The organism is Streptantibioticus cattleyicolor NRRL 8057 = DSM 46488 (assembly GCF_000240165.1).
GTDB lineage: Bacteria > Actinomycetota > Actinomycetes > Streptomycetales > Streptomycetaceae > Streptantibioticus > Streptantibioticus cattleyicolor.
The window spans coordinates 1,684,898-1,711,192 of sequence record NC_017586.1 but is presented as its reverse complement, the minus strand read 5'-3'; the positions used below and the strand labels follow the sequence as shown (position 1 = coordinate 1,711,192).

The following is a 26,295-nucleotide window of genomic DNA, read 5'->3' as shown; positions in this document are numbered from 1 at the left end:
AGGCGGGACACCAGGCCACAGAGCCGGCCCATGACTCAGACATCCACCCAGCAACCGCAGGCGCGTGCCCACTTCGTGGTTCCGCCCAAGCACCCCATGGTCACCGTCCTGGGCTCGGGCGACGCGCTGCTGCGGGTGATCGAGCGCTCCTTCCCGGACGTCGACATCCACGTGCGGGGCAACGAGATCAGCGCCACCGGTGACCAGGCCGAGGTCGCACTGGTGCAGCGCCTCTTCGACGAGATGATGCTGGTGCTGCGCACCGGCCAGCCGATGACGGAGGACGCGGTGGAGCGTTCGATCGCCATGCTCCGCAAGGACAGTGGCAGCGACGGCCTGGAGGAGACCCCCTCCCAGGTCCTCACCCAGAACATCCTGTCCAACCGCGGTCGCACCATCCGCCCCAAGACCGTCAACCAGAAGCGGTACGTCGACGCCATCGACCGGCACACCATCGTCTTCGGCATCGGCCCGGCCGGCACCGGCAAGACGTACCTGGCGATGGCCAAGGCCGTGCAGGCGCTCCAGTCCAAGCAGGTCAACCGGATCATCCTGACCCGGCCCGCGGTCGAGGCGGGGGAGCGGCTGGGCTTCCTGCCGGGCACCCTCTACGAGAAGATCGACCCGTACCTGCGCCCGCTGTACGACGCGCTGCACGACATGATCGACCCCGACTCCATCCCGCGCCTGATGGCCGCGGGCACCATCGAGGTGGCCCCGCTGGCCTACATGCGCGGGCGCACCCTCAACGACGCCTTCATCATTCTGGACGAGGCCCAGAACACCAACCCCGAGCAGATGAAGATGTTCCTCACCCGGCTCGGCTTCGACTCCAAGATCGTGATCACCGGCGACGTCACCCAGATCGACCTGCCCGGCGGCACCCGCAGCGGCCTGCGCCAGGTGCAGGAGATCCTCGACGGCGTCGACGACGTCCACTTCTCCCGGCTGACCAGCAACGACGTGGTCCGCCACAAGCTGGTCGGGCGCATCGTGGACGCCTACGAGGCGTACGACAACCGCAACGGCGAGCGCGGCGGCGACCGCGGCGACAGAAAGTAAAAGAACCGAGCACCATGGCGATCGACGTCAACAACGAGTCCGGCTGGGAGATCGACGAGAAGTCGGTGCTCGACGCCGCGCGGTACGCGCTCCAGCGCATGCGCATCCACCCCCTGTCCGAACTCTCGGTCATCCTGGTCGACGCCGACGCCATGGAGCAGCTCCACCGGCAGTGGATGGACCTGCCGGGGCCGACCGACGTGATGTCCTTCCCGATGGACGAGCTGCGTCCGCCGGGCAAGGACGACGAGGAGCCGCCGCAGGGCCTCCTCGGCGACATCGTGCTCTGCCCCGAGGTCGCCAAGCAGCAGGGCGAGGCGGCCCCCACCAAGCACTCCATGGACGAGGAGCTGCAACTGCTCACCGTGCACGGGGTGCTCCACCTGCTCGGTTACGACCACGAGGAACCCGGCGAGAAGGCCGAGATGTTCGGGCTGCAGAAGGCGATCCTGGACGACTGGCGGGCCGAGCGCGGCATCGAAGGGCCCTCCCCGGCCCCGACCGTCCACTGACGGCGGTCCGCCGTGATCGTCGTCAGCGTCCTGCTGGTCGTCGTCGCCTGGCTCGCCGCCTGCGCGGAGGCCGGACTCGCCCGCACCTCCCGGTTCCGCGCCGAGGAGGCGGTGCGCAACGGCCGCCGCGGCGGGGAACGGCTGCTCGCCGTCGCAGCCGACCCGACCCGTTACCTCAACCTGGCGCTGCTGGTGCGGGTCGGCTGCGAGATGGCCGCCGCCGCGCTGATCACCGTGGTGTGCGTGCGCGAGTTCACGCGCACCTGGCAGGTGCTGCTGGTGGCCATCGGCGTGATGGTGCTCGTCAGCTACGTGGCGGTGGGCGTCTCACCGCGCACCATCGGCCGGCTCCACCCGCTCAACACCGCCACCGCCGCCGCCTACGTCCTGGTGCCGCTGGCCCGGGTGCTCGGCCCGGTGCCCCGGCTGCTGATCCTCATCGGCAACGCGCTCACCCCCGGGAAGGGCTTCCGGCAGGGCCCGTTCGCCTCCGAGGCCGAACTGCGCGCGCTGGTCGACCTCGCCGAGCAGGAATCGCTCATCGAGGACGAGGAGCGCCGCATGGTGCACTCGGTCTTCGAACTCGGCGACACCATCGTGCGCGAGGTGATGGTGCCCCGCACCGACCTGGTGATGATCGAGCGCACCAAGACCGTCCGCCAGGCGCTCACCCTCGCGCTGCGCAGCGGCTTCTCCCGCATCCCGGTCACCGGCGACAACGAGGACGACGTCGTCGGCATCGTCTACCTCAAGGACCTGGCGCGCCGGGTGCACGTCAACCGCGAGGCCGAGACCGACCAGGTCGCCGCCGTGATGCGCCCGGCCACCTTCGTCCCCGACAGCAAGAACGCCGGCGACCTGCTGCGCGAGATGCAGCGCGACCGCAGCCACGTCGCGGTCGTCGTCGACGAGTACGGCGGCACCGCCGGCCTGGTGACCATCGAGGACATCCTGGAGGAGATCGTCGGCGAGATCACCGACGAGTACGACCGGGAACTGCCGCCCGTGGCCGACCTCGGCGACGGCCGCTACCGGGTCACCGCCCGCCTCGACATCGGCGACCTGGGCGAGTTGTACGGGGTGGAGCTGGACGACGAGGACGTGGAGACCGTCGGCGGACTGCTCGCCAAGTCGCTGGGCCGGGTGCCGATCCCGGGCGCCACCGCGCTGGTGCCGCTGCCGGAGGACGTCGCCTACCCGGACCGCCCGGTGGCGCTGCGGCTGACCGCGGAGTCCACCGCCGGACGCCGCAACCGCATCGGCACCGTGCTGGTCGAGCCGCGGCACGCCACGGCCCCGGCGGAAGTGACCGCCGACGCCGAGGAGTCCTGACCGGCGCCCGCCGTTCACCGGCGGGCGCGCCGCGCGAGCCCGACCGCGACCAGCACCGCGACCACGGCCACCACGGCCGCGTCCACGCCCAGCGCGAGCCGTACCCCGCCCAGCAGATGGGCCCGCGTGGTGGCCAGCGCGCCCAGCAGCGGGATGCCGATGGTCATCCCCACCTGCTGCGAACTGGTCACCAGCCCGGTGGCCAGCCCCTGCTGGTGGTCGGGGAGCCCGGAGGTCGCGGTGATCCCGTACGAGACGATGGCCCACATGTGGCCCACGCACCCCGCGGTGACCGTCGCCAGCGCCAGCCAGGTGCCGCCGGAACCGGTGCCGAGGAAGACCATCGTCGCGGTGAGCACCGCCTGGATCAGCAGCCCGCCCACCAGCAGCCGGTGCGGCCCGATCCGGGCCACCACCCGGGCCGCCGTCATCCCGGTGACCGCCGCGCCCAGCCCCTGCACCCCGAAGACCAGCCCGGTTCGGAGCGCGGTGAGCCCGCGGACGTCCTGGAGGTAGAGGGTGAGCAGGAAGACCACGGTGGACATCATCGCGAACGTGGTCACCCCGGCCAGGTTGCCGAAGGCCACCGTCGGCAGCCGCAGCATCCGCAACGAGACCATCGGCTCGGCCACCCGCGACTCGACCACCACGAACGCGGCCAGCAGCACCGCCCCCACGACCAGCGTGGCGACCACGTCGGCGCTGCCGAAGCCGCGCTGGGCGGCGGTGGACAGCGCGTAGATCACCGCCAGCAGCCCGCCGGTGACGGTGACCGCGCCGGGGACGTCGAGGCGGGGGCGGGCCGGGTTGCGGGACTCGGCCAGCACCCCGGGCGCGACCACCAGCACGATCACCCCGGCCACGCCGAGCAGCCCCATGGTGGAGCGCCAGCCGAGGGTGTCGGTGAGCACCCCGCCGAGCACCACGCCGATGGTGAACCCCAGCGACATCAGGGTGCCGCTGACACCCAGCGCCCGGTCCCGCTGCGGTCCCTCCGGGAACGTCGTGGTCAGCAGGGACATCCCGGTCGGCACGATCACCGCCGCGCCCAGCCCCTGCACCGCGCGGGCGGCGAGGAAGACCCCCGGCCCCCACGCCAGCGTGGCCAGCGCCGAGGCCGCGGTGAACAGCGCCAGGCCGGTCAGGAAGAGCCGGCGGCGGCCGAAGAGGTCGGCGACGCGCCCGAAGAGCAGCAGGAAGCCGCCGGAGGGGAGGGCGAAGGCGGTGACCGCCCACTGGAGGTTGGCCTGGCTCATGTGCAGTTCGCGGCCGAGCACCGGCAACGCGACGTTGAGGATGGAGAAGTCCAGCGCGATCATGAACTGGGCGGCGCACAGCACGAACAGGATGAGCCTGGTCCGGGCGGTCGGCCCCGGCGGCGCGGCCGTCCCGGTGGTGCCCAGGGCGCGCAGCGTGGTGTCGGTCGTCATACCGACCACCCTGCGGTGACCGGGCCGGCGCTGGGGAGCCGGAGTTTATGCTGGTGGTCCGGCCACCACTTACCGGACGGGGCCGACGGACGCGGGGGGAGACGCGGTGCGGCAGGCGGAACGGTCCGAACGGCCGGGACGACGGCAGGAGTTGCGCGAGTTCCTGATGAACCGCCGGGCCCGGGTGAGCCCCGCGGAGGCCGGGCTGCCCGACGGCGGTCGGCGCCGCACCCCGGGGCTGCGCCGCGAGGAGGTCGCGGTGCTCGCCGGCGTCGGCGCCTCGTGGTACCAGTGGCTGGAGCAGGGGCGCGACATCTCCGTCTCCCCCCAGGTGCTGGACGCCGTCGCCCGGGTGCTGCGGCTCAACCCGGCCGAACGCAGGCACCTTTACGTCCTCGCCGGGCTCAACCCGCCGCTGCTGGCGCCCGAGGCCGACGACAGCTTCTGCGAGGGGCTGCAACGCCTCATCGACGCCTGGATGCCGTTCCCGGCGCACATCATGGACGCCTACTGGAACATCGTCGCCCACAACGAGTCGGCCCGGCTCACCTTCGGCTACGACGAGCAGGACAGCAACTGCCTGATCAGTTTCTTCCTCAACCCCGTCTACCGCGGCCGGTGCGAACGCCGGGAGGAGCTGGCGGCCAGCGTCGTCGCCCAGTACCGCGCGGCGCTCGCCGAGCACCCCGACGACGAGGGGTACCGCGCGGTGGTGGACGAACTCCTCACGGCCAGCGAGGAGTTCGCGGCGCTGTGGGCCCGTGGCGACGCGATGCCCAGCGGCCAGATGCACAAGAGCTACGAACACCCCACCGTCGGCACCCTGTCCTTCGAAAGCAGCCAGATGCGCCTGCAAGCCCGCCCCGACCTGATCATCGTGATGCACAACCCGCTGCCCGGCACCGACACGGCGGCCAAGCTGGAACGGCTGACCTCCCCGCGAGGCCGGCGCGAGACGCTGCGGACGGTGGCCAGTTGAGCCCCCGGCGCGCGGTGGCCGGCCCCGCGGTGCTGCTGGCCGTGGCGGCGCTGCTGACCGGCTGCGGGACGCGGGACGCGGGCCGGGCCGCCCCGTCCGGCACGCCGTCGTCCTCCACCCCTTCGTCCTCCACCCCTTCGTCCTCCGCCCCGCCCGGCCGGCCGGCGGCGGGGATGATCACCGCCGCCGACCTGCCCGGCGGCGGCTGGGTACGGCGGGACGACGCGGCGCGGACCACCGGGCTCGCCCCGGTCGGCGTGCCCTGCCAGCCGCTGCTGGACGTGCTCGGCCCCGGTTTCGGCGGCGGCCGGGCCACGCCGCGGCGGGTCGCCTTCACCAAGGACGGCGACGAGCTGCGCCAGGACCTGGTGCGCACCACCCGCCCGCGGGCCACGGACACCCTCACCCAGCTCGACCTGGCGCTGGTGCAGTGCTCGGACTTCGAGTCGGGGAGCGGCGCCCACGCCGTCCAGATCCACTCCGAACGTCTGCGGGACGCCGCCCGGTACGGCGACGACTCCATCGGCTACCAGGTCGACATCGGCCAGGGCGCCTCGGTCACCCGCTACCGGCTGGCCACCGTCCGCCAGGGCGGCGCGGTGGCCACCGTGGTCGACCGCTACCGGGCCGGGGCGGACGACACCGCGTTCCGCGCCGCGGTACGGGCCGCCGCCCGGCGGCTCACCTCCAACGGCGGGTGACCGGCTCGCTATGCTCCCGGCCATGAGCGATGCCGCCTCCGTGGACCCCGAAGACCGCAAGATCATCACCCTCGCCCGCTCGGCCCGGGCCCGCAACGGCGTCCCCGAGGGCGCCGCGGTACGGGACGAGACCGGCCGCACCTACGTGGCCGGCACCGTGGCGCTGGCCAGCCTGGAGCTGAGCGCGTTGCGGACGGCGGTGGCGATGGCGGTGGCCAGCGGGGCGATGTCGCTGGAGGCGGCGGCCGTGGTGTCCGCCCCGGGCCCGGACGCCCCGGCCGAGGCCGACCTCGCCGCCGTCCGCGACCTCGGCGGCCCCGGCACCCCGGTCTTCCTCGCCGACCCGGCCGGCGAGATCCGTTCCGTCACCCACACCTGAGCGGCGCGAGACGGTGGGGGAGCATCCTCGCCGATCAGGGACAATGGGCGACATGAGTTCTCCTTCCTCCGCCACCGGGCAGGGCGGCTTCCGGGCCGGCTTCGCGTGCTTCGTCGGCCGTCCCAACGCGGGCAAGTCGACCCTGACCAACGCTTTGGTGGGGACGAAGGTCGCGATCACCTCCAACCGCCCGCAGACCACCCGGCACACCGTGCGCGGCATCGTGCACCGCCCCGACGCCCAGCTCGTCCTGGTCGACACCCCCGGGCTGCACAAGCCGCGCACCCTGCTCGGCGAACGCCTCAACGACGTGGTGCGCGCCACCTGGGCCGAGGTGGACGTGATCGGCTTCTGCCTGCCGGCCGACCAGAAGCTCGGGCCGGGTGACCGGTACATCGCCAAGGAGCTGGCGGGGATCAAGAAGACCCCCAAGGTGGCGGTGGTCACCAAGACCGACCTGGTCGACTCCGAGCGCCTCGCCGAGCAGCTGATCGCCATCGACCAGCTCGGCCGGGAACTGGGCATCGAGTGGGCCGAGATCATCCCGGTGTCGGCAGTCGGCGGCAAGCAGGTCGAGCTGCTGGCCGATCTGCTCGTACCGCTGCTGCCGGAAGGGCCCGCGCTCTACCCGGAGGGCGACCTGACCGACGAGCCGGAGCAGGTCATGGTGGCCGAGCTGATCCGGGAGGCGGCGCTGGAGGGCGTCCGTGACGAACTGCCGCACTCCATCGCGGTGGTGGTCGAGGAGATGCTGCCCCGCGAGGGCCGCCCGGCCGACCGGCCGCTGCTGGACGTGCACGCCAACCTCTACATCGAGCGCCCCAGCCAGAAGGGGATCATCATCGGCCCCAAGGGCGCCCGGCTCAAGGAGGTCGGCACCCGCTCCCGCAAGCACATCGAGGCGCTGCTGGGCACGCCGGTCTTCCTCGACCTGCACGTGAAGGTGGCCAAGGACTGGCAGCGCGACCCCAAGCAGCTGCGCAAGCTGGGCTTCTGACCGCCGGGGACGGGACGGGGGCGGGGCCGGTGCTCACGCCCCTTCCCGCAGCACCTCCTGGACCAGCTCCCGTTCCGTGTCGGTGAGCCCGGGGTCGGCGGCGTAGACCGTCCGGTCGTCCACCGTGATCGAGTACGTGAAGCCGTCCGGGACGCCGTCGGGCGGGGCCGGACGCCCCCGCGTGAGCACCTCGCGGGCGAGCGCCTCCAGCCGGGGCGCGTCGGCCCGGCCGTCGGTGTCCAGCTCCGCCTTGCGGGTGATGCCGGTGAATCCGCCGCTTCGGGTGACCGCTATCCGCATGGGGGACGTCTACCCGTGCGGCGACGGCTCATCCAGCGCGGGCCCGGACTGCTGCGGGACCGCGGCGGAGGCGCCGGTGATCCGCACCCCGACCTTGGTCCAGGCGTCCACCACCGCGCGGTGCTCGGCCCCGTCGCCGAACTTCTCCTTGGCCACCGTGGCGGTCAGCCGGGCGAAGGCGGCGAAGTCGGCGATGGGCGTCAGCTTGCCGCCGGTGAGCGCCAGGTACCAGATGAGCCCGGCCTTCTCCCAGGAGTGGCCGCCGATCGCGGTGGCCGCCAGGTAGAACGCGTGGTTGGGGATGCCCGAGTTGATGTGCACCCCGCCGTTGTCCTGCCAGGTGTGGACGTAACCCGCCATGGTGGCCGGCTGCGGGTCCTTGCCGAGCTTGGGGTCGTCGTAGGCGGTGCCCGGGGCCTTCATCGAGCGCAGCGCCTGCCCATGGACGCCGGGCGCGAGCAGGTTGGCGCCGATCAGCCAGTCGGCCTGGTCGACGGTCTGGCGCAGCGCGTACTGCTTGATGACGGAGCCGAAGACGTCGGAGATCGACTCGTTGAGCGCCCCGGACTGGCCGAGGTAGACGAGGTTGGCGCTGTGCTGGGTGACGCCGTGGGTCAGTTCGTGGCCGATGACGTCCACCGAGCCGGTGAAGTCGTGGAAGATCCGGCCGTCGCCGTCCCCGAAGACCATCTGCTCGCCGTTCCAGAAGGCGTTGTTGTACCCCTTGCCGTAGTGGACGCTGGCGTTGAGCGGCAGCCCCTTGCCGTCGATGGAGTGGCGGCCGTACGCCTTCAGGTACAGGTCGAAGGTGGCGCCGAGGCCGTCGTAGGCGTGGTTGACCGCCTGGTCTCCGCTGGCCTGGGCGCCCTCGCCGCGGACCTTGTCGCCGGGGAGCGACTGCTCGTGGTGGGCGTCGTAGACGGTGCGTTCCGGGTGGTCGGCGGCGGTGGCCTGCGGGGCCACGCCCTCCGCCGCGGCGCTTGCGGGGCGGGTGGTGAGAACGTGGCGGCGGGTGCGGTGGCCGGCGTCCACCTCCAGGGTGTACTGGGCGGGGCGGTGGACCTCGGGGTCGGCGTGGCGGGCGAGCTGTTCGAGCAGGTGCGGCGGGACGATGGTGCAGAAGGCGGAGGTTGAGCGCGTCATAAGGGCAATGTCGCACTCCGTTGTCGGAATGTCACTGCCCGCAGTCGGAATTCCCGAAAAGGAGTGCAATATGCCCGCGATTGGGAGGGAAGCTTCCGCTTCGTGCGTCCTGTCCGGGCGTCTTGCATACTGAGAGGAAACGGGCCGCGGCTGCGTGGTCGCGGACCCGTCGGCTAGGCTCCCCGCACCATGCTTTTCGGGCTGCTTCTCCTTAGCTGCCGCGGCGAGGGTCTGTAGTCGAGGCCGACCCCCTCCCCGCGGAGTTCGGTGTTGCGGTGATTCTCCCGTCGGCCACCCCAGCGGACACCCGAGGAGCACCCCGCACATGTCGCAGCCCCAGCAGCACTCCGTCCGGCCCGCCACGCCCGTCACCGCGGCGACCGTCCGGCAGCGCCCGTCCGGCATGCCGATCCACAAGTACCGCCCCTTCGAGGCCGTCGAGCTGCCCGACCGCACCTGGCCCGACCGGCGCATCACCAAGGCCCCCCGCTGGCTCTCCACCGACCTGCGGGACGGCAACCAGGCCCTGATCGACCCGATGTCCCCGGCCCGCAAGCGCGCCATGTTCGACCTGCTGGTGCGCATGGGCTACAAGGAGATCGAGGTCGGCTTCCCCTCCTCCGGCCAGACCGACTTCGACTTCGTACGGTCGATCATCGAGGAGGACGCCATCCCCGAGGACGTGACGATCTCCGTCCTCACCCAGGCCCGCGAGGAGCTGATCGAGCGCACCGTGGAGTCGCTGCGCGGCGCCCGGCGGGCCACCGTGCACCTGTACAACGCCACCGCGCCGGTCTTCCGCCGGGTGGTCTTCCGCGGCACCCGCGACCAGGTCCGGGAGATCGCGGTGGACGGCACCCGGCTGGTGATGGAGTACGCCGAGAAGCTGCTGGGCGACGAGACGGTCTTCGGCTACCAGTACAGCCCGGAGATCTTCACCGACACCGAGCTGGACTTCGCGCTGGAGGTCTGCGAGGCGGTGATGGACGTCTGGCAGCCCGAGGCGGGCCGCGAGATCATCCTCAACCTGCCGGCCACCGTGGAACGCTCCACCCCGAGCACCCACGCCGACCGCTTCGAGTGGATGTCGCGCAACCTGTCCCGGCGCGAGTTCATCTGCCTGTCCACCCACCCGCACAACGACCGCGGCACCGCGGTGGCCGCCGCAGAACTGGCCGTGATGGCCGGCGCCGACCGCGTCGAGGGCTGCCTGTTCGGCCAGGGCGAGCGCACCGGCAACGTCGACCTGGTCACCTTGGGCATGAACCTGTTCAGCCAGGGCGTCGATCCGCAGATCGACTTCTCCCAGATCGACGAGGTCCGCCGCACCGCCGAGTACTGCAACCAGATGGAGGTCCACCCGCGCCACCCGTACGCGGGCGACCTGGTCTACACCGCCTTCTCCGGCTCCCACCAGGACGCCATCAAGAAGGGGTTCGAGGCGCTGGAGGCCGACGCCGCGGCGGCCGGCCGCACGGTGGACGAGATCGAGTGGGCGGTGCCCTACCTGCCCATCGACCCCAAGGACGTCGGCCGCTCCTACGAGGCGGTGATCCGGGTCAACTCCCAGTCCGGCAAGGGCGGTATCGCCTACGTGCTCAAGAACGACCACAAGCTGGACCTGCCGCGCCGGATGCAGATCGAGTTCTCGAGGATCATCCAGGCCCGCACCGACGCCGAGGGCGGCGAGGTCACCCCGGCCCAGATCTGGGAGACCTTCCAGGACGAGTACCTGCCGGTGGCCGACCGGCCGTGGGGCCGCATCGCGCTGCGCAGCGCCCAGACCTCGACCACCACCGAGGGCACCGACGCGCTCACCGTCGAGGCGGTCGTCGACGGCGCCGAGGCGGTGCTGACCGGTACCGGCAACGGCCCGCTGGCCGCCTTCGTGGACGCGCTGGCCGCCGTCGGGGTGGACGCCCGGGTGCTGGACTACGCCGAGCACGCCCAGACCGAGGGCGCCACCGCGCAGGCGGCGGCCTACGTCGAGGTGGCGGTGGACGGCAAGGTGCTGTGGGGCGTGGGCATCGACGCCAACATCGTGCGCGCCTCGATCAAGGCGGTGGTCTCCGCCGTCAACCGCGCCGCCCGCGGCTGACCCGGCCGGAGAGGTCCCGGCGCCCACGGGAGCGCCGGGACCGGTTTTTCGCACCGCATGGCGACGGGGTGCTGACGCCACGTCATCGGTGTGGCTAACATCACTCCAACACGGCGCCGTTGCCGGAGGGATACGTCCGCGTGTGCCCGTGTCCGTGGGGATGTGCCGGGACGAGCCGCCGGAGGTAGCACCGTGGTCTTGCCGTCGCTGCTGGATCTGCGTTGCCGGGGCCTGTGGATCTGGGGCGTGCGCACCGTCTGGCAGACCGAGGGGGACGGGGAGTTCTTCTGCCCCCGTTGCGGCGGTGACCGCAACTACTCGCGGCGCACCGGCACCAGGCGCCTGACCGTGTTCAACATCCCGGTGCTGCACCGGGGTTCGGCGGGCACCGTGGTCGAGTGCGGGGTCTGCCAGGAGCGCTTCGCCCTGGACGCCCTCGACCAGCCCACCAGCAGCCGGTTCGCGGCGATGCTGCGGGACGCGGTGCACACCGTCGCCCTCGCCGTGCTCACCGCCGGCGGGGCCACCTCACGGCACGCCCGGCAGGCCGCGCTGGAGGCGGTGCGCGCCGCCGGGTTCACCGACTGCACCGAGGACCAGCTGATCGGGCTGCTGGCCGCGCTCGCCGCCGACGAGGGGCGGCTGCCCGGCAGCGACGAACCGCTGCCCGGCGCGGTCGACGGCTGCGGCACCTGGCTCTCGATCGAGCTGCACGAGGCGCTCGGCCCGCTCACCCCGCACCTGGCGCCGCAGGGCCGGGAACGGATCCTCCTCCAGGGCGCCCGGATCGCCCTGGCCGACGGCCCCTACCGGCCCGCCGAACGCGAGGCGCTGGCCGCAGTCGGCCGCGCCCTGCTGCTGCCCGACGAGGACACCGCGCGCCTGCTGGAGGCCGCCGCCCGCACCCCCTCGTGACCGTGCGCTCCCCCGTGCGCCGGTAGGCGACAATGGAGCCATGCTGACGACTGGTGGCGGCCGGGCCCACCCGCGACCGCGCCGCGGGGGCCCGCGATGACGCTCTTCCGTGACGAGGGCGTCGTCCTGCGCACCCAGAAGCTCGGCGAGGCGGACCGGATCATCACCCTGCTCACCCGGCGCAACGGCCGGGTCCGCGCGGTGGCCCGCGGGGTGCGGCGTACCAAGTCCAAGTTCGGCGCCCGGCTGGAGCCCTTCTCCCACGTGGACGTGCAGTTCTTCGCCCGCGGCGGGGAGCTGGTCGGACGCGGGCTGCCGCTGTGCACCCAGGTGGAGACGCTGGCCGCGTACGGCGCCGGCATCGTCACCGACTACGGCCGCTACACCGCCGGCACCGCGATGCTGGAGACCGCCGAGCGCTTCACCGACCACGAGGGCGAGCCCGCCGTCCAGCAGTACCTGCTGCTGGTCGGGGCGTTGCGCACGCTGTCCGGCGGCGGCCACGACGCCCGGCTGGTGCTCGACGCCTTCCTGCTGCGCTCGCTGGCGGTGGGCGGCTACGCGCCCAGCTTCGAGGCGTGCGCCCGGTGCGGCATGCCCGGGCCCAACCGGTTCTTCTCGGTCGCCTCCGGCGGGGTGGTCTGCGGGCAGTGCCGGGTGCCCGGCAGCGTCGTACCCTCGGCGGAGTCCCTGGAACTGCTCGGGGCGCTGCTGGCGGGGGACTGGGAGACGGCGGACGCGTGCGAGGAGCGGCACGCCCGGGAGGGCAGCGGCATCGTCGCCGCCTATCTCCAGTGGCACCTGGAGCGGGGGCTGCGCTCGCTGCGGTTCGTCGACAAGTAGCGTCAGCGTCCGGGCCCCGGCCCGGCCCGGTCAGGAAACCGTCCCAGAATCAGGAGAACCAAGCGCATGGCACGTCGTGGGATCCTCGGCCGCAACCGCCGCGAGTACCGCGTCCCGGATCCGCACCCCTCCGGCGCCCGCCCGCCGAAGATCCCCGCGGAGCTGGTGCCCAACCACGTCGCCGTCGTGATGGACGGCAACGGCCGCTGGGCCAAGCAGCGCGGGCTGCCGCGCACCGAGGGCCACAAGGTGGGCGAGGGCGTGGTCCTCGACGTCCTGGCCGGCTGCATCGAGATGGGCGTCAAGAACCTCTCGCTGTACGCCTTCTCGACGGAGAACTGGAAGCGCTCCCCGGAGGAGGTGCGCTTCCTGATGAACTTCAACCGGGACGTCATCCGCCGCCGCCGGGACGAGATGGACGAGCTGGGCATCCGCATCCGGTGGACCGGCCGGATGCCCAAGCTGTGGAAGTCGGTGGTCGAGGAGCTGAAGATCGCCCAGGAGCAGACGAAGAACAACGACGTGATGACGCTCTACTTCTGCGTCAACTACGGCGGCCGGGCGGAGATCGCCGACGCCGCCGCCGCGATCGCCGCCGACGTGCGGGCCGGGCGGCTGGACCCGTCCAAGGTCAACGAGAAGACCTTCGCCAAGTACCTGTACTACCCGGACATGCCCGACGTCGACCTGTTCGTCCGCCCCTCCGGCGAGCAGCGCACCTCCAACTACCTGCTGTGGCAGTCGGCCTACGCCGAGATGGTCTTCCAGGACGTGCTCTGGCCCGACTTCGACCGCCGTGACCTGTGGCGGGCCTGCCTGGAGTACGCCTCCCGGGACCGGCGGTTCGGCGGCGCGCTGCCCAACGAGGCCGGCGCCGGGAGCTGACCGGCGCCGGTCACCCCTCGGCGCGGGCCGCGGCGCACTCCGCGCAGGTGCCGAAGATCTCGATGGTGTGGTCGACGTCCACGTAGCCGTGCTCGGCGGCGACGGCGTCGGCCCACCGCTCCACGGCCGGCCCGGCCACCTCGACCGCCTTGCCGCAGCCGCGGCAGACCAGGTGGTGGTGGTGGCCGCTGCTGCACCGGCGGTAGACCGCCTCGCCCTCGCTGGTGCGCAACACGTCGACCTCGCCGGCGTCGGCGAGCGACTGCAGGGTGCGGTAGACGGTGGTCAGCCCCACCGAGTCGCCACGGTGCCGCAGCAGGTCGTGGAGCTCCTGCGCGCTGCGGAACTCGTCGACCTCGTTGAGCGCGGCCGACACTGCGGCCCGCTGCCGGGTGGCGCGGCCCTGTACGGGCGGCTTGGCGGTGGCCACGGTCGTCCTCCTCGGGTCTGCGCGGGCGGGTGGCGCCCGGTGCACGTCGCCTGTTGGTCTCGTACCCGGTTGCCCAGGTGCCCCTATTGTGCCAGCGCGGGGCCCGGCTCGGTCGGCGCCGAGTCGTCGGGGCGCCGCGGGCGCTCCGTTCCGGCCGCGCGGCGGCGGGCCGTCCGGCGGGCCAGCGGCGCGGCCAGCGCGGTGCACCCGGCGAAGACGGCGATGGCCAGCAGCACGATGGCCGGCCCGGAGGGCACGTCCACGTAGTACGAGCCGGTGACCCCGGCCAGCGCCACCACCACGCCGACGGCCACCGAGAGCGCCTGGGTGGCCGCGAACGACCGGGTCAGCTGCTGGGCCGCCGCCACCGGCACCACCATCAGCGCGCTGACCAGCAGCAGCCCGACCACCCGCATCGCCACCGTCACGGTGACCGCCGCGGTGACCGCCAGCAGCAGGTTGAGCAGGCGCACCGGCACCCCGGTGACCCGGGCGAACTCCTCGTCCTGGCAGACCGCGAAGAGCTGGCGCCGCAGCCCGAGGGTGACCGCCACCGCGAAGGCGCCCAGCACCACGATGGCCACCAGGTCGGCCGGGGCCACGGTGAGGATGGAGCCCCACAGGTAGGACTCCAGGTTGCCGCCGCCCCCGCCGTTGGCCGAGACGCTGACCAGCAGCTTGCCGCAGGCCATGCCGCCGTAGAAGAGCATGGCCAGCGCGATGTCGCCGCGCTGGTTGCCGCGTGAGCGGATGACCTCCATGACCACCGCGCCCGCCACGCACACCAGCACCGCCATCCACACCGGGCTGGTGTGGAAGACGAAGCCCAGGCCCACGCCGGTGAGGGCGACATGGCCGATGCCGTCGCCCATCAGCGCCTGGCGGCGCTGGACCAGGTAGATGCCGACGGCCGGGGCGGTGACCCCGATGAGCACCGCGGCCAGCAGCGCGCGCTGCATGAAGTCGTAGGAGAGGAGGTTCATGTCAGCGGTCCCGTGACGATGGTGGCGCCGGGCGCCGGTTCGGTTTCGGTGTGGCAGTGCTCCTCGCCGGCCACCGGGCCGGCGGCGGGCGGCGGGCCGTCGTGGACGACGCGGCCGTCGCGCAGCACGACCGCGCGGTCGATCAGCGGCTGCAGCGGCCCGAGTTCGTGGAGCACCAGCAGGACGGAGGCGCCGCGGGCGACCTCGGCGCGCAGCGTGTCCGCCAGCACCCGCTGGCTGGCCAGGTCGACGCCGGCCATCGGCTCGTCCATGATCAGCAGGTCGGGTCCGCCGGCCAGCGCGCGGGCGATCAGCACCCGCTGCTGCTGGCCGCCGGAGAGGTCGGCCACCCCGTCCCGGGCCCGGTCCGCCATGCCGACCGCGGCCAGGGCGGCCTCCACCGCCGCCTTGTCGGCGCGGCGCAGCGGGCGCAGCCGGTGGCGGGAGAGGCGTCCGGTGGCCACCACCTCCCGTACCGAGGCGGGCACGCCGGCCGCGGCGGTGGTGCGCTGCGGCACGTAGCCGATGCGCCGCCAGTCGCGGAAGCGGGCGGCCGGGGTGCCGAACAGCTCCAGCGTGCCCGCGCGCAGCGGCACCGAGCCGACCACGGTCTTGACGGTGGTGGACTTGCCCGAGCCGTTGGCGCCCAGCAGCGCGACCACCTCACCGGGGCGCACGGTCAGGTCGACGCCGCGCAGCACGGTACGGCCGCCGAGAGCCGCCACCGCGCCCCGCAGCCGGACCGGGTCGGCCGCCCCGGCGGCGCGCTGGGCCGGTATCCGCGCGCTCACCTGGAACACCCCAGGGCGGTGCGCAGGTTGGCCAGGTTGCGCCGCATCACGCTGAAGTAGTCGTCCTTGGCCGGGTCCTTGACGCCTTCCAGCGGGTCGAGGACGGCGGTCTTCAGATGGAGGTCGCCGGCGATGGTGCGGGCCAGCTTGGGGCTGACCAGGGACTCGAAGAAGACCGTGGTGACGCCGTGCTCGCGCGCCTGGTCCTGGATCTCGGTCATCCGCGCCGGGGTGGGCTCGGACTCCGGGTCCACGCCGTTGATGGCGATCTGGTCCAGCCCGTAGCTCTCGGCGAGGTAGCCGAAGGCGGCGTGCGAGGTGACGAAGGTCTTGGCCCGGCAGCCGGTCAGGCCGGTGCGGAACTCCTTGTCCAGCGCGCCGAGGCGGGCGGTGAACCGGTCGGCGCCGGCGCGGTAGTCGGCCGCGTGCGCCGGGTCGGCCTTGGCGAGCTGGTCGCCGATGCCCCTGGCGATCTTGGCGTAGCGCTCGGGGTCGAGCCAGACGTGCGGGTCGCCGGCGCGGCCGTCGGCGGTCCTCGCGTGGTTCTCGGCGGCGCCGTCCACCTCGGTGCCGTGGTCCTCCAGCGGGGCGTAGGAGGTGACCTCGGCGGTGTGCGCCGGGCCGCCCTGGGCGACCGCCTGGTCGACGGTGGGCTGGAGCCCCTTGAGGTAGACCACCAGGTCCGCGCTGTGCACCGCGGCCACCTGCCGGGGGGCCAGCTCCAGGTCGTGCGGCTCGGTGCCGGGCGGGGTCAGGTCGGTGACGTGGACGTGTGCGCCGCCGATCTGCTCGGTGGCGTACTCCAGCGGGTAGAACGAGGCGACGACGTCCAGCTTGCCGTCCTTGGCGGACGCGGAGGTGCCGGAGCACCCGGTGAGCGTGAGCGCCAGCGCGGTGGCACCGGCCAGGGCGACGGCGGCCGTCGCGCGACGTATGTTCATGACACTCATGTTCAACTGAAATGGTAACGATTGTCAATTCAGTGCAAGCGCCGTCCCCGTCACACCGCCCGCCGGGAAACCCCGCCACCGATTTGGCCCGCAGGGTGCGTGCGCCGGTAACCTGAGGTATTCGCTGGGCCGCAGTTGGACCGCGCCATCCCTTTTTCGCGGTCACCGGCGGATCCCACACTGACCGCTTCGTCGTACTGAAGAGAGCACCGTGGCCGCCGACAAGATCGACACCATCGTCAGCCTGAGCAAGCGCCGTGGCTTCGTCTACCCCTGCTCCGAGATCTACGGCGGCCAGCGCGCCGCCTGGGACTACGGACCGCTCGGCGTGGAGCTCAAGGAGAACATCAAGCGCCAGTGGTGGCGCGCCATGGTGACCTCGCGCGACGACGTCGTCGGTATCGACTCGTCGGTGATCCTCGCCCCCGAGGTCTGGGTGGCCTCCGGGCACGTCGCCACCTTCACCGACCCGCTCACCGAGTGCACCTCCTGCCACAAGCGGTTCCGCGCGGACCACCTGGAGGAGGCGTACGAGGCCAAGCACGGCCGGATGCCGGAGCACGGGCTCTCCGACCTCAACTGCCCCAACTGCGGCAACAAGGGCGCCTTCACCGAGCCCAAGCAGTTCTCCGGGCTCCTTTCCACCCACCTCGGCCCCACCCAGGACACCGGCTCGGTCGCCTACCTGCGCCCCGAGACCGCCCAGGGCATCTTCACCAACTTCGCCGCCGTCCAGCAGACCTCGCGCAAGAAGCCGCCGTTCGGCATCGCGCAGATGGGCAAGTCGTTCCGGAACGAGATCACCCCGGGCAACTTCATCTTCCGCACCCGCGAGTTCGAGCAGATGGAGATGGAGTTCTTCGTCAAGCCGGGCGAGGACGACACCTGGCACGAGTACTGGATGGAGCAGCGCTGGGGCTGGTACCGCGACCTCGGCATGCGCGAGGAGAACATGCGGTGGTACGAGCACCCCAAGGAGAAGCTCTCCCACTACTCCAAGCGCACCGCTGACATCGAGTACCGCTTCAACTTCGGCGGCACCGAGTTCTCCGAGCTGGAGGGTGTGGCCAACCGCACCGACTACGACCTGTCCTCGCACTCCAAGGCGTCCGGCCAGGACCTGTCCTACTTCGACCAGGAGGCCGGCGAGCGCTGGTTCCCGTACGTCATCGAGCCGGCCGCCGGTGTCAACCGCGCGATGCTCGCCTTCATGCTCGACGCGTACAACGAGGACGAGGCGCCCAACGCCAAGGGCCAGCTGGAGAAGCGCGTCGTGATGCGCCTCGACCCGCGCCTCGCGCCGGTCAAGGTCGCCGTGCTGCCGCTCTCCCGCAACCCGCAGCTCTCCCCGAAGGCCAAGGGGCTCGCGGCGGACCTGCGCAAGCACTGGAACATCGAGTTCGACGACGCGGGCGCCATCGGCCGCCGCTACCGCCGCCAGGACGAGATCGGCACCCCGTTCTGCGTCACCGTCGACTTCGACACCCTGGAGGACAACGCGGTGACCGTGCGCGAGCGCGACACCATGAAGCAGGAGCGGGTCTCCCTGGACCAGGTCGCCTCCTACCTGGGCAGCCGGCTGCTCGGCTGCTGAGCCCGGTACGGAAAGGGGCGCCCCGGACGGATCTTCGTCCGGGGCGCCCCTTTCCCGTGTCCGGGCCGTGGCCCTCAGGCGAGCAGCTTGCCGAGGATCCGGTCGAGCACGGCCAGCTCCTCCGGGTCGAGCGCGAGCAGCGCGTCGGGCGGGGTGTCCATGACGGCGGCGGCCCGCCGGGCCACCCGGCGGCCGGCGGCGGTGGCGTGCACCAGCTTGGCCCGGCGGTCCTGCGGGTGCGCCAGCCGTTCGGCGAGGCCGCGCTTGACCAGGTCGTCCACGACCACGGTGGTGTACGGGGCGTCGATCACCAGGTATTCGGCGAGCGCCCGCAGGGTCAGCGGTTCGGCGGCGATCCGGATCAGCGCCTTGACCCGGTTGAAGGTGAGCCCGGCGGACTCGGCCGCCTGCTTGCGGCGGTCGTTGCGGTCCAGCACCAGTTCGCGCAGGGACCGCCACACCTCGCCGGCGAGGTCCGCCGCCTCGTCGCTCACGTGCTCACCGCCACCTTGATCTCCGCCGTCTCCAGCCGTTCCGCGGTCCGCTCCGCGGTGGTACGGGCCCAGCGCCCGGAGGTGATCGTACCGACCGCCAGGACGGCGGCCCCGCACCCGGCGACGATCCACCAGGCGGTGCGGCCGGTGGCGGCGAAGCCGGGGGCGCCGGCGCCGAGCGAGGCGGAGGCCATCACCGCGCCGATCACCGCGACCCCCAGCGACTGGCCGATCTGGCGGCTGGTGGAGGCGACGGCGGCGGCCACCCCGGCCTGGGCGCGCGGCATGCCGGACACGGCGGTGTTGGTGATCGGCGCGTTGACCAGGCCGAAGCCGATGCCGAAGACCACGTAGACGGCGACCAGCCAGGCGGTCGGGGTGTGCGCGGAGAAGTCCACGGCGAGCGGTATCGCGCTGGCGCACATGGCGGCGCCGGCCAGCAGCAGCGGCAGCCGCGGTCCGCGGGCGCCGACGATCCGTCCCGACAGCGGCGCGCACACCAGCGTCATGGCGGCCATCGGCAGCATGAACAGCCCGGCGTGCAGCGGGTCGAGGCCGCGGACGTCTTGCAGGTAGAGGGAGTTGAGGAAGAGGAAGCCGCCGAGCGCGGCGAAGCCGCAGATGGCGATCACGGTGGCGCCGGAGAACGGGGCGCTGCGGAAGAAACGCAGGTCGATGAGGGGTTCGGCGCGCCGGGGCTCGTACCACACGATGCCGAGCAGGGCGAGGACGGCGAGGGCCTCGCACCCCAGCACCAGCGGCGAGGACCAGCCGTGGGCCGGGGTCTCGATGATGCCGTAGGTGAGCGCGGCCAGCAGCACGATCATCAGCAGCTGGCCGACCGGGTCCACCCGGCGCGGCTTGGGGGCGCGGGACTCCGGGACGAAGAGCCGGGTGAGGACGAGGGCGAGCACGCCGACGGGGACGTTGAGCCAGAAGATGGCCCGCCAGCCGGTCGACTCCACCAGGGCGCCGCCGATGATCGGGCCGGCCGCCATGCTGATGCCGACCACCCCGCCCCACACGCCGATCGCCCGGGCGCGTTCCCTGGGCACGGTGAAGGTGTTGGTGATGATCGACATGGCCACCGGGTTGAGCATCGAGCCGCCGACCGCCTGCAGCATGCGGGCCGCGACCAGCCACGACAGGCTGGGCGCGAGGCTGCACAGCAACGACGCCGCCGAGAAGACGGCGAGCCCCACCTGGAAGGTACGGCGCCGCCCGATCCGGTCGGCGGTCGACCCGGACAGCATCAGCAAGCTCGCCAGCACCAGTGTGTAGGCGTCGATGGTCCACTGCAGCCCCGACACCGACGTGTGCAACTCCCGCTGCATCGACGGCAGCGCGACGTTGAGCACGGTGTTGTCCAGGCTCACGATCAGCAGGCTCATGCAGCAGATCGCCAGCACCAGCATCCGCCGCCTGTGGCTGAGTTCGGGCACGAAGTTCACTCCGGCGGTTAGTTGTGAGGTCAGAATTATTTAGAGCTTACAACCAAACGCGGGAGTGGCGCGGCGTGTTTCCGGCCGGAACGGCTCGCGGGGAGGTGGCCCGGGGCGTTCGAGGCGGGCCGCCCCCGGTCCGGGCCGGTTTCCGCCGCCGGGCCGTCGGCGCGGCCTGGCCGGCCCGAGCCGGACGGGGCTTCCGCGCGCCAGGGGCGGAGGCGTCGGCGCGCCCGGCGGGGCTTCCGTTCCGGGGCGGGCCGCCCCCGCCCCCGCGCCGCCCCGGGGCTCGGCCGGCGGGTCGACCCGCCGGGGACGCCTCCTCCGCGGCCGGCCGGGATCGTGATCGCGTCCGGGTCAGTCGCGGGGCGGGGCGAAGCCCAGGCCGCGGAGGGCCAGGGCGCAGACGGCGGTGAAGGCCGGGGTGATGGAGGGGGAGGACCAGTCGGCGGCGTGGGCGGGGTCGTGGAAGCGGACGGTGGCGTCCCAGACGGCGCGGGCGGCGGTGGCGGGGTCGTCGACCGAGAAGTCACCGGCGGCCACCCCGTCGGCGATGATCCGGGCGAGGTGGCCGGTGAGGGTGGTGATGTGCGCCGCGACGACCTCGCTGTGCTCGCCGGTGAGCGCCACGTAGGTGGCGAACAGCTCGGGGTCGCAGCCGGCCTTGCGCCGCTTGAACGTGAAGAGCGCGGTCAGCCACCGGGTCAGCCGTTCCGGGGCCGGGCCCGACTCCGCGGCGACATCGGCGAGTTCGGCGTGCGACTGGTCGAGCCAGCGCGCGGTCACCGCCTCCCGCAGCGCCGTCTTGCTGGGGAAGTGGCGGTACACGCTGCCGTGGCTGACCCCCAGCGCCCGGGCCACGTCCACCACGGTGGCCTTCGCCGGGCCGTGGCGGCGCAGCACCTCCTCGGTGGCCTCCAGGATGCGGTCCGGGGTCAGGGGCTGCGGCGCCATGGGCGGGTCCGGCCTTTCCGTCGCGGGCGGGACGCGGTTCCCCGCGCCACCCGCGGCTACTTCTCGCTGTCGAGGTGCTCCATCTGGTCGGCCGCGTACCGCGTGCCCGCCACGGCGTCGTGCGGGACGGCCCGCTCGATCGCGGCCAGGTCGCCCTCGTCCAGGGTCACCTCCAGCGCGCCCAGCGCTTCGGTGAGCCGGTCCCGGCGCCGCGCGCCGACCAGCGGAACGATGTCCTCACCACGCGCGAGCACCCAGGCGATGGCGATCTGGGCGACGGTAGCACCCTTGTCGTCGGCGATCGTCCGCAGCGCCTCCACCAGGGACAGGTTGCGCTGGAGGTTCTCCCCGGAGAAACGGGGGCTGTGGGCGCGGAAGTCCCCGGCGGCGACCGGCCGTTGGGCGCTCCAGTGGCCGCTGAGCAGGCCGCGGGAGAGCACCCCGTAGGCGGTGATGCCGATGCCCAGCTCCCGGGCGGTGGGCAGGATCTCCGGCTCGATGCCCCGGGAGAACAGCGAGTACTCGATCTGCAGATCGCTGATCGGGGCCACCGCGGCGGCCCGGCGCAGCGTCTGCGCGCCCACCTCGGAGAGCCCGATGTGGCGCACCCGGCCCGCCTCCACCTCCTCGGCGATGGCGCCGACGGTCTCCTCGATCGGCACCGCCGGGTCGAGCCGGGCGATCCGGTAGACGTCCACGTGGTCGGTGCCGAGCCGCTGGAGCGAGTAGGCGAGGAAGTTGTGGACCGCCTCGGGGCGGCCGTCGTACCCCAGCCAGCCGCCCCCGGCCTCCCGCAGCGCCCCGAACTTCACGCTGATCAGCGCGTTCTCCCGGGAGCCGGGGCGGGTGGCGAGGGCCTCCCGGACGAGCAGTTCGTTGTGGCCCATGCCGTAGAAGTCGCCGGTGTCCAGCAGAGTGATCCCGGCGTCCAGCGCGGCGTGGACGGTGGCGATCGACTCGCCGCGGTCGGCCTCGCCGTACAGGGCGGACATCCCCATGCAGCCGAGGCCGATGGCCGAGGTGCGCGGGCCGGTGGTGCCGAGGGTGCGGGTGCGCATGACGCTCCAGAAAGGGAAGGGTGCGGAGGAATCGGTACAAGCAGGGCGGACCCCGCGTACGTCAACGACTATGACACATGGAATGACAGATTTCAATATCTGTCATTCCATGTGTCCGCCCCCTGGTGCGTGGCGTCAGCGCACCGACCGCGGCAGCCGCACGCTCAGCGCCACCGCCGCCACACAGCCCGCCACCTGGATGAGGATCGCCGTGACCAGCGCGTCCCGCATCCCGACCGAACCGGCCAGGGAGAGGAAGAGGGTGCCGAGCGTGGCCACCCCGAGCGCCAGCGAGGACTGCTGGGTGGTCACCATGACCCCGCTGCCCACGCCGGCCCGGTCGGCGGGCACCTCGGAGAGCACGATGCGGAACAGGGTGCTCATCGCGAAGCCCTGACCGAAGCCGAGCACCGCCATCCCCGGCAGCAGGTCGAGCGGGCCCAGCGCCGGCCACCCCGCCAGCGCCGTGGCGACCACCACCAGCAGCCCGACGCCCTGGACCGCGAGGCCCACGGTGACCACGTGCCGCCCGTACCGGGTCACCAGCCGCGGGGCGATCAGCGAGGCCGCGAAGAACGCCGCCGCCATCGGGGTCAGCGCCAGCCCGGCCGAGACCGGGCCCAGCCGCAGCCCCTGCTGGAGGGCGACCGCCATCACGAACATGAAGCCGCCGAAACCGGTGAAGAACGGCAGCGCCACCCGCAGCCCGCTGCGCATGCCGTGGTTGGCCAGCAGGCTCGGCGGCAGCAGCGGATCGGCCCCGGCCCGCTCACCGCGCCGCTCCACCGTCCAGAACGCCGCCGCCAGGAACGGCGAGGCGGCCAGCAGCACCCAGGTCCACACCGGCCAGCCGACCGCCCTGCCCTCCATCAGCGGCACCAGCAGCGCCAGCAGCGTCGCCCCCAGCAGCACGGTGCCCTTGGTGTCGATCCGGGCCGGCCGGTCGGAACGGGTCTCCGGCACCGACCGCAGGCTCAGCGCCATCGCGACCACCGCCACCGGCACGTTCACCAGGAAGATCGACCGCCAGCCGGTGCCCGCCAGGTCGGCGGCGACCAGCCAGCCGCCCAGCACCTGCCCGGCCACCGCGGAGATGCCGCCGGTGGCGCCGTACAGGCCGAGCGCCCGGCCGCGCCGGGCCCCGGTGGTGGTGGCCTGGATGGTGGCCAGCACCTGCGGCAGCATCATCGCCGAGGCCGCGCCCTGCGCCACCCGGGCGCCCACCAGCGACCACGCGTTCGGCGCCAGCCCGCAGGCGAGCGAGGTGAGCGCGAACAGCGCGGTGCCGGTCAGGAAGAGCCGGCGGCGGCCGAAGGTGTCCCCGAGCCGTCCGCCGAGCACCAGGAGCACCGCGTAGGCCACGCCGTACCCGGCGGCCACCATCTCCAGCAGCGCCGGACCGGCCTTGAGGTCGTGGTCGATGGTGGGCAGCGCCACGTTGACGATGAAGAAGTCGATCATCGGCAGCGCCGCCCCGAGCAGCAGCGTCAACAGCCCCAGCGGGCTCAGCAGATGGGGCGCCGCGTCCGGCCCGCCCGGCGGAGCCTCCGGTCCGGCGCCGGCCGCGGCCGGCCCCAGGCGGCGTACCCGCGGTACCACCGCGGCGCGCGACGGCCCGGAGCCCACCAGGGTGGAGGCGGGGGCGGTGGTGGTGGCGGGGGCGTTCGTCGTGATGCCGGTCTGTTCACTCATGGCCTCTACGATCGAGGCTGCGCGAAGGGGGTACCAGAGTGTGGTTATCCAGGTATTGGCCGAACCTGGCAACCGGCTGGCCGGTGCGGCACCCTTGACCCCATGGCCGTGAGCACAGATGTACGCCGTCGCGAACTCGCCGACTTCCTGCGCAGCCGCCGCGAGCGGATCACCCCCGACATGGTGGGGCTGCCGGTCGGCCGCCGCCGACGCACCCCGGGGCTGCGCCGCGAGGAGGTCGCCCATCTGTCGGCGGTCGGGGTCACCTGGTACACCTGGCTGGAACAGGCCCGGGACATCCAGGTGTCGGCCCAGGTGCTCGACGCGGTGGCCCGCACCCTGATGCTCGACCCGGGCGAGCGCGCCCACCTGTTCGTCCTGGCCGGCGTCGCCGACCCGGTGCCGCGCAAGGACTGCCCGACGGTCTCCGACTCCGTCCGGCAGACCCTGTGGCAGCTCGAACCGCTGCCCGCCGCCGTGATCAACAGCCGCTACGACATCCTCGCCCACAACACCACCTACGGGCGGATGGTGGACGACCTCGACGCGCTGCCGCCCGAGGACCGCAACGTGCTGTGGCTGGTCTTCACCGACCCCGCCTGGCAGCGCAGCGTGGTCGAGCTGGACCAGGTACGGCGCCGCTGCACCGCCCAGTTCCGTGCCGCGATGGCCGAGCACGTGGCGGAGCCGGTATGGAAGTACCTGGTCAAGCGGCTGGAGCAGGCGTCGCCGGAGTTCCGCGAGCTGTGGCGGCAGCACGAGGTCGCCCCGCCGTCCAACCGGCCCAAGCGGTTCCTCAACGACCGGGTCGGCCTGCTCAACCTGGAGCACACCAGCATGTGGCTCGGACCCCGCACCGGCACCCGGATGGCGGTCTACACCCCGCTGGACGAGGAGACCCGCGCCCGCCTGGAGCGGCTGAGCGAGCTGCCCTCGGCGCCGTCCGTGGAACGCCCCGTCGAACGTCCCGTGGAACGCCCTGCCGAACGTCCCGCCGTCGCCGCCGACCGGCTGGCCGCCGTCGGCTGACCGCGCCCGCGTCGGTCCGCCATCCGGGTGCGGGACAATGGACGGGCCCGTACCCGACCGCCGCGTCCGCCACCGAGGAAGCCCGCCGCAGATGAAGCCCTTGCAGATCGGCCCGCACACCGTGTTCCCGTCCGTCGTCCTGGCACCGATGGCGGGGATCACCAACGCGCCGTTCCGCACCCTGTGCCGCGAGTTCGCCGAGGGCACCGGGTGGGACGCCGGAGCGGGCGCGCCGGCCACCGGCGGCAAGGGGCTCTTCGTCTCCGAGATGATCACCACCCGGGCGCTGGTCGAACGCAACGAGAAGACCATGCAGCTCATCCGCTTCGACGCCGGTGAGCGCCCGCGCTCCATCCAGCTGTACGGCGTCGACCCGGCCACCGTCGGCAAGGCGGTGCGCATGATCGTCGAGGAGGACCTCGCCGACCACATCGACCTCAACTTCGGCTGCCCGGTGCCGAAGGTCACCCGCAAGGGCGGCGGCTCCGCGCTGCCGTACAAGCGCAACCTGCTCCGCGCCATCCTGCGCGAGGCGGTCACCGGCGCAGGCCCGCTGCCGGTCACCGTCAAGATGCGCAAGGGCATCGACGACGACCACCTGACCTACCTGGACGCCGGCCGGATCGCCGTCGAGGAGGGGGTCACCGCCATCGCGCTGCACGGCCGCACCGCCGCCCAGCACTACGGCGGCACCGCCGACTGGTCGGCGATCGCCCGGCTGAAGGAGGCGGTGACCGAGATCCCGGTGCTCGGCAACGGCGACATCTGGTGCGCCGAGGACGCGGTGCGCATGATGCGCGAGACCGGCTGCGACGGCGTGGTGGTCGGCCGCGGCTGCCTGGGCCGCCCGTGGCTCTTCGCCGACCTGGTCGCCGCCTTCGACGGCACCGGCACCACCGCCCGGCCCACGCTGCGCGAGGTGGCCGCCGTCATGCGCCGCCACGCCCGGCTGCTCGCCGAGTGGATGGGCGACGAGGCCCGCGGCGTCATCGACTTCCGCAAGCACGTCGCCTGGTACACCAAGGGGTTCGCGGTCGGCTCCCAGGCCCGGCAGCGGCTGGCCATGGCCTCCTCGCTGGCCGAACTCGACGAGCACCTCGACTCCCTCGACCTGACCCAGCCGTGGCCCGAGGGCGCCGAAGGGCCGCGCGGACGCACCGCGGGCACCAAGCGCGTGGTCCTCCCGGACGGCTGGCTGGACGACCCCTACGACCGCGCGGTGGCCGGCGCCGACGCCGAACTCGACACCTCCGGCGGCTGACCACCCGTCAACCGCCCCTCCGGCGAACCGGCGCACGACCC

26 protein-coding genes are annotated in these 26,295 nt (G+C 72.9%); 14 read left to right on the top strand and 12 right to left on the bottom strand.

What is annotated here, in order from left to right:
• Positions 1-30 precede the first annotated feature (30 nt).
• From SCATT_RS07375 to SCATT_RS07365, 3 genes are read left to right on the top strand one after another with little or no spacing between them, the layout of a single operon-like run.
• On the top strand, positions 31-1,062 hold the full coding sequence (locus SCATT_RS07375) for a PhoH family protein (protein WP_078590646.1): 1,032 nt from the start codon (positions 31-33) through the stop codon (positions 1,060-1,062).
• Positions 1,063-1,076: 14 nt separating this feature from the next.
• Positions 1,077-1,574, top strand: coding sequence for an rRNA maturation RNase YbeY (ybeY, locus tag SCATT_RS07370; protein ID WP_014142344.1), 498 nt, complete (start codon positions 1,077-1,079; stop codon positions 1,572-1,574).
• Positions 1,575-1,586: 12 nt separating this feature from the next.
• On the top strand, positions 1,587-2,906 hold the full coding sequence (locus tag SCATT_RS07365; protein ID WP_014142343.1) for a hemolysin family protein: 1,320 nt from the start codon (positions 1,587-1,589) through the stop codon (positions 2,904-2,906).
• A 14-nt stretch (positions 2,907-2,920) separates the two neighbouring features.
• Here the strand turns inward: SCATT_RS07365 and SCATT_RS07360 are convergent, their stop codons facing one another.
• Positions 2,921-4,336: an MFS transporter gene (locus SCATT_RS07360; RefSeq protein ID WP_014142342.1), complete on the bottom strand. Its 1,416-nt coding sequence runs from the start codon at positions 4,334-4,336 to the stop codon at positions 2,921-2,923.
• Positions 4,337-4,442: 106 nt separating this feature from the next.
• On the opposite strand from SCATT_RS07360, the gene SCATT_RS07355 reads away from it, so the two are divergent.
• Genes SCATT_RS07355 through era form a run of 4 tightly spaced genes read left to right on the top strand, consistent with a single transcriptional unit; the run spans position 4,443 to position 7,392 of the window.
• On the top strand, positions 4,443-5,315 hold the full coding sequence (locus SCATT_RS07355; protein WP_014142341.1) for a helix-turn-helix transcriptional regulator: 873 nt from the start codon (positions 4,443-4,445) through the stop codon (positions 5,313-5,315).
• Positions 5,312-6,016 (top strand): hypothetical protein, encoded by a 705-nt coding sequence (locus SCATT_RS07350; protein WP_014142340.1) that lies wholly within the window; start codon positions 5,312-5,314, stop codon positions 6,014-6,016. Before SCATT_RS07355 ends, SCATT_RS07350 begins: the two co-directional genes overlap by 4 nt.
• Before the next feature lie 10 nt (positions 6,017-6,026).
• Positions 6,027-6,395, top strand: a complete 369-nt coding sequence (locus SCATT_RS07345) for a cytidine/deoxycytidylate deaminase family protein (RefSeq protein ID WP_014142339.1) — start codon at positions 6,027-6,029, stop codon at positions 6,393-6,395.
• Between the two features lie 52 nt (positions 6,396-6,447).
• A complete protein-coding gene (gene era, locus SCATT_RS07340) occupies positions 6,448-7,392 on the top strand; it encodes a GTPase Era (RefSeq protein WP_014142338.1) in 945 nt (314 codons plus the stop codon).
• Between the two features lie 33 nt (positions 7,393-7,425).
• Here era and SCATT_RS07335 read toward each other — a convergent pair whose 3' ends face one another.
• The gene (locus SCATT_RS07335) at positions 7,426-7,692 is read right to left on the bottom strand and encodes a protealysin inhibitor emfourin (RefSeq protein WP_014142337.1); all 267 of its coding nucleotides are present in this window, start codon (positions 7,690-7,692) and stop codon (positions 7,426-7,428) included.
• Between the two features lie 9 nt (positions 7,693-7,701).
• A complete protein-coding gene (locus SCATT_RS07330) occupies positions 7,702-8,835 on the bottom strand; it encodes a M4 family metallopeptidase (protein WP_014142336.1) in 1,134 nt (377 codons plus the stop codon).
• 325 nt (positions 8,836-9,160) lie between these two features.
• Between SCATT_RS07330 and leuA the strand changes: the two genes are divergently transcribed.
• The 4 genes from leuA (at position 9,161) to SCATT_RS07310 (ending at position 13,576) form a co-directional block, all read left to right on the top strand.
• Positions 9,161-10,933 (top strand): 2-isopropylmalate synthase, encoded by a 1,773-nt coding sequence (gene leuA / locus SCATT_RS07325; RefSeq protein WP_014142335.1) that lies wholly within the window; start codon positions 9,161-9,163, stop codon positions 10,931-10,933.
• 192 nt (positions 10,934-11,125) lie between these two features.
• Entirely contained in the window at positions 11,126-11,848 is a 723-nt protein-coding gene (locus tag SCATT_RS07320; protein WP_014142334.1) for a TerB family tellurite resistance protein, read from the top strand.
• A 96-nt stretch (positions 11,849-11,944) separates the two neighbouring features.
• Entirely contained in the window at positions 11,945-12,691 is a 747-nt protein-coding gene (gene recO / locus SCATT_RS07315) for a DNA repair protein RecO (protein ID WP_014142333.1), read from the top strand.
• A 66-nt stretch (positions 12,692-12,757) separates the two neighbouring features.
• The gene (locus SCATT_RS07310; RefSeq protein ID WP_014142332.1) at positions 12,758-13,576 is read left to right on the top strand and encodes an isoprenyl transferase; all 819 of its coding nucleotides are present in this window, start codon (positions 12,758-12,760) and stop codon (positions 13,574-13,576) included.
• 10 nt (positions 13,577-13,586) lie between these two features.
• Here SCATT_RS07310 and SCATT_RS07305 read toward each other — a convergent pair whose 3' ends face one another.
• The 4 genes from SCATT_RS07305 to SCATT_RS07290 all read right to left on the bottom strand — a co-directional run bounded on the left by SCATT_RS07305 (position 13,587) and on the right by SCATT_RS07290 (position 16,721).
• A complete protein-coding gene (locus tag SCATT_RS07305; protein WP_014142331.1) occupies positions 13,587-14,006 on the bottom strand; it encodes a Fur family transcriptional regulator in 420 nt (139 codons plus the stop codon).
• A gap of 83 nt (positions 14,007-14,089) precedes the next feature.
• Complete coding sequence (locus SCATT_RS07300) at positions 14,090-14,989, bottom strand: metal ABC transporter permease (protein ID WP_014142330.1); 900 nt, start codon at positions 14,987-14,989, stop codon at positions 14,090-14,092.
• Entirely contained in the window at positions 14,986-15,780 is a 795-nt protein-coding gene (locus SCATT_RS07295; protein WP_014627641.1) for a metal ABC transporter ATP-binding protein, read from the bottom strand. The genes SCATT_RS07300 and SCATT_RS07295 overlap by 4 nt, the downstream gene beginning before the upstream one ends.
• Positions 15,777-16,721 (bottom strand): metal ABC transporter substrate-binding protein, encoded by a 945-nt coding sequence (locus SCATT_RS07290; protein WP_014142328.1) that lies wholly within the window; start codon positions 16,719-16,721, stop codon positions 15,777-15,779. Before SCATT_RS07290 ends, SCATT_RS07295 begins: the two co-directional genes overlap by 4 nt.
• 220 nt (positions 16,722-16,941) lie before the next feature.
• Here SCATT_RS07290 and SCATT_RS07285 point away from each other — a divergent pair, with 220 nt between their 5' ends.
• Positions 16,942-18,324: a glycine--tRNA ligase gene (locus SCATT_RS07285; protein ID WP_014142327.1), complete on the top strand. Its 1,383-nt coding sequence runs from the start codon at positions 16,942-16,944 to the stop codon at positions 18,322-18,324.
• 74 nt (positions 18,325-18,398) lie between these two features.
• Here SCATT_RS07285 and SCATT_RS07280 read toward each other — a convergent pair whose 3' ends face one another.
• The 5 genes from SCATT_RS07280 to SCATT_RS07260 form a co-directional block, all read right to left on the bottom strand.
• Positions 18,399-18,818 (bottom strand): MarR family winged helix-turn-helix transcriptional regulator, encoded by a 420-nt coding sequence (locus tag SCATT_RS07280; RefSeq protein ID WP_014142326.1) that lies wholly within the window; start codon positions 18,816-18,818, stop codon positions 18,399-18,401.
• On the bottom strand, positions 18,815-20,260 hold the full coding sequence (locus tag SCATT_RS07275) for an MFS transporter (RefSeq protein ID WP_014627640.1): 1,446 nt from the start codon (positions 20,258-20,260) through the stop codon (positions 18,815-18,817). Before SCATT_RS07275 ends, SCATT_RS07280 begins: the two co-directional genes overlap by 4 nt.
• A 357-nt stretch (positions 20,261-20,617) precedes the next feature.
• Positions 20,618-21,214 carry a TetR family transcriptional regulator gene (locus SCATT_RS07270; protein WP_014142324.1) on the bottom strand — a complete coding sequence of 199 codons (597 nt, stop codon included), beginning with the start codon at positions 21,212-21,214 and terminating at the stop codon, positions 20,618-20,620.
• Between the two features lie 56 nt (positions 21,215-21,270).
• The gene (locus SCATT_RS07265; protein ID WP_014142323.1) at positions 21,271-22,272 is read right to left on the bottom strand and encodes an aldo/keto reductase; all 1,002 of its coding nucleotides are present in this window, start codon (positions 22,270-22,272) and stop codon (positions 21,271-21,273) included.
• 135 nt (positions 22,273-22,407) lie between these two features.
• Complete coding sequence (locus SCATT_RS07260) at positions 22,408-23,964, bottom strand: MFS transporter (RefSeq protein WP_014142322.1); 1,557 nt, start codon at positions 23,962-23,964, stop codon at positions 22,408-22,410.
• A 102-nt stretch (positions 23,965-24,066) separates the two neighbouring features.
• Between SCATT_RS07260 and SCATT_RS07255 the strand changes: the two genes are divergently transcribed.
• Positions 24,067-24,993 carry a helix-turn-helix transcriptional regulator gene (locus SCATT_RS07255; protein WP_014142321.1) on the top strand — a complete coding sequence of 309 codons (927 nt, stop codon included), beginning with the start codon at positions 24,067-24,069 and terminating at the stop codon, positions 24,991-24,993.
• Between the two features lie 91 nt (positions 24,994-25,084).
• Entirely contained in the window at positions 25,085-26,254 is a 1,170-nt protein-coding gene (gene dusB, locus SCATT_RS07250) for a tRNA dihydrouridine synthase DusB (protein WP_014142320.1), read from the top strand.
• Positions 26,255-26,295 lie beyond the last annotated feature (41 nt).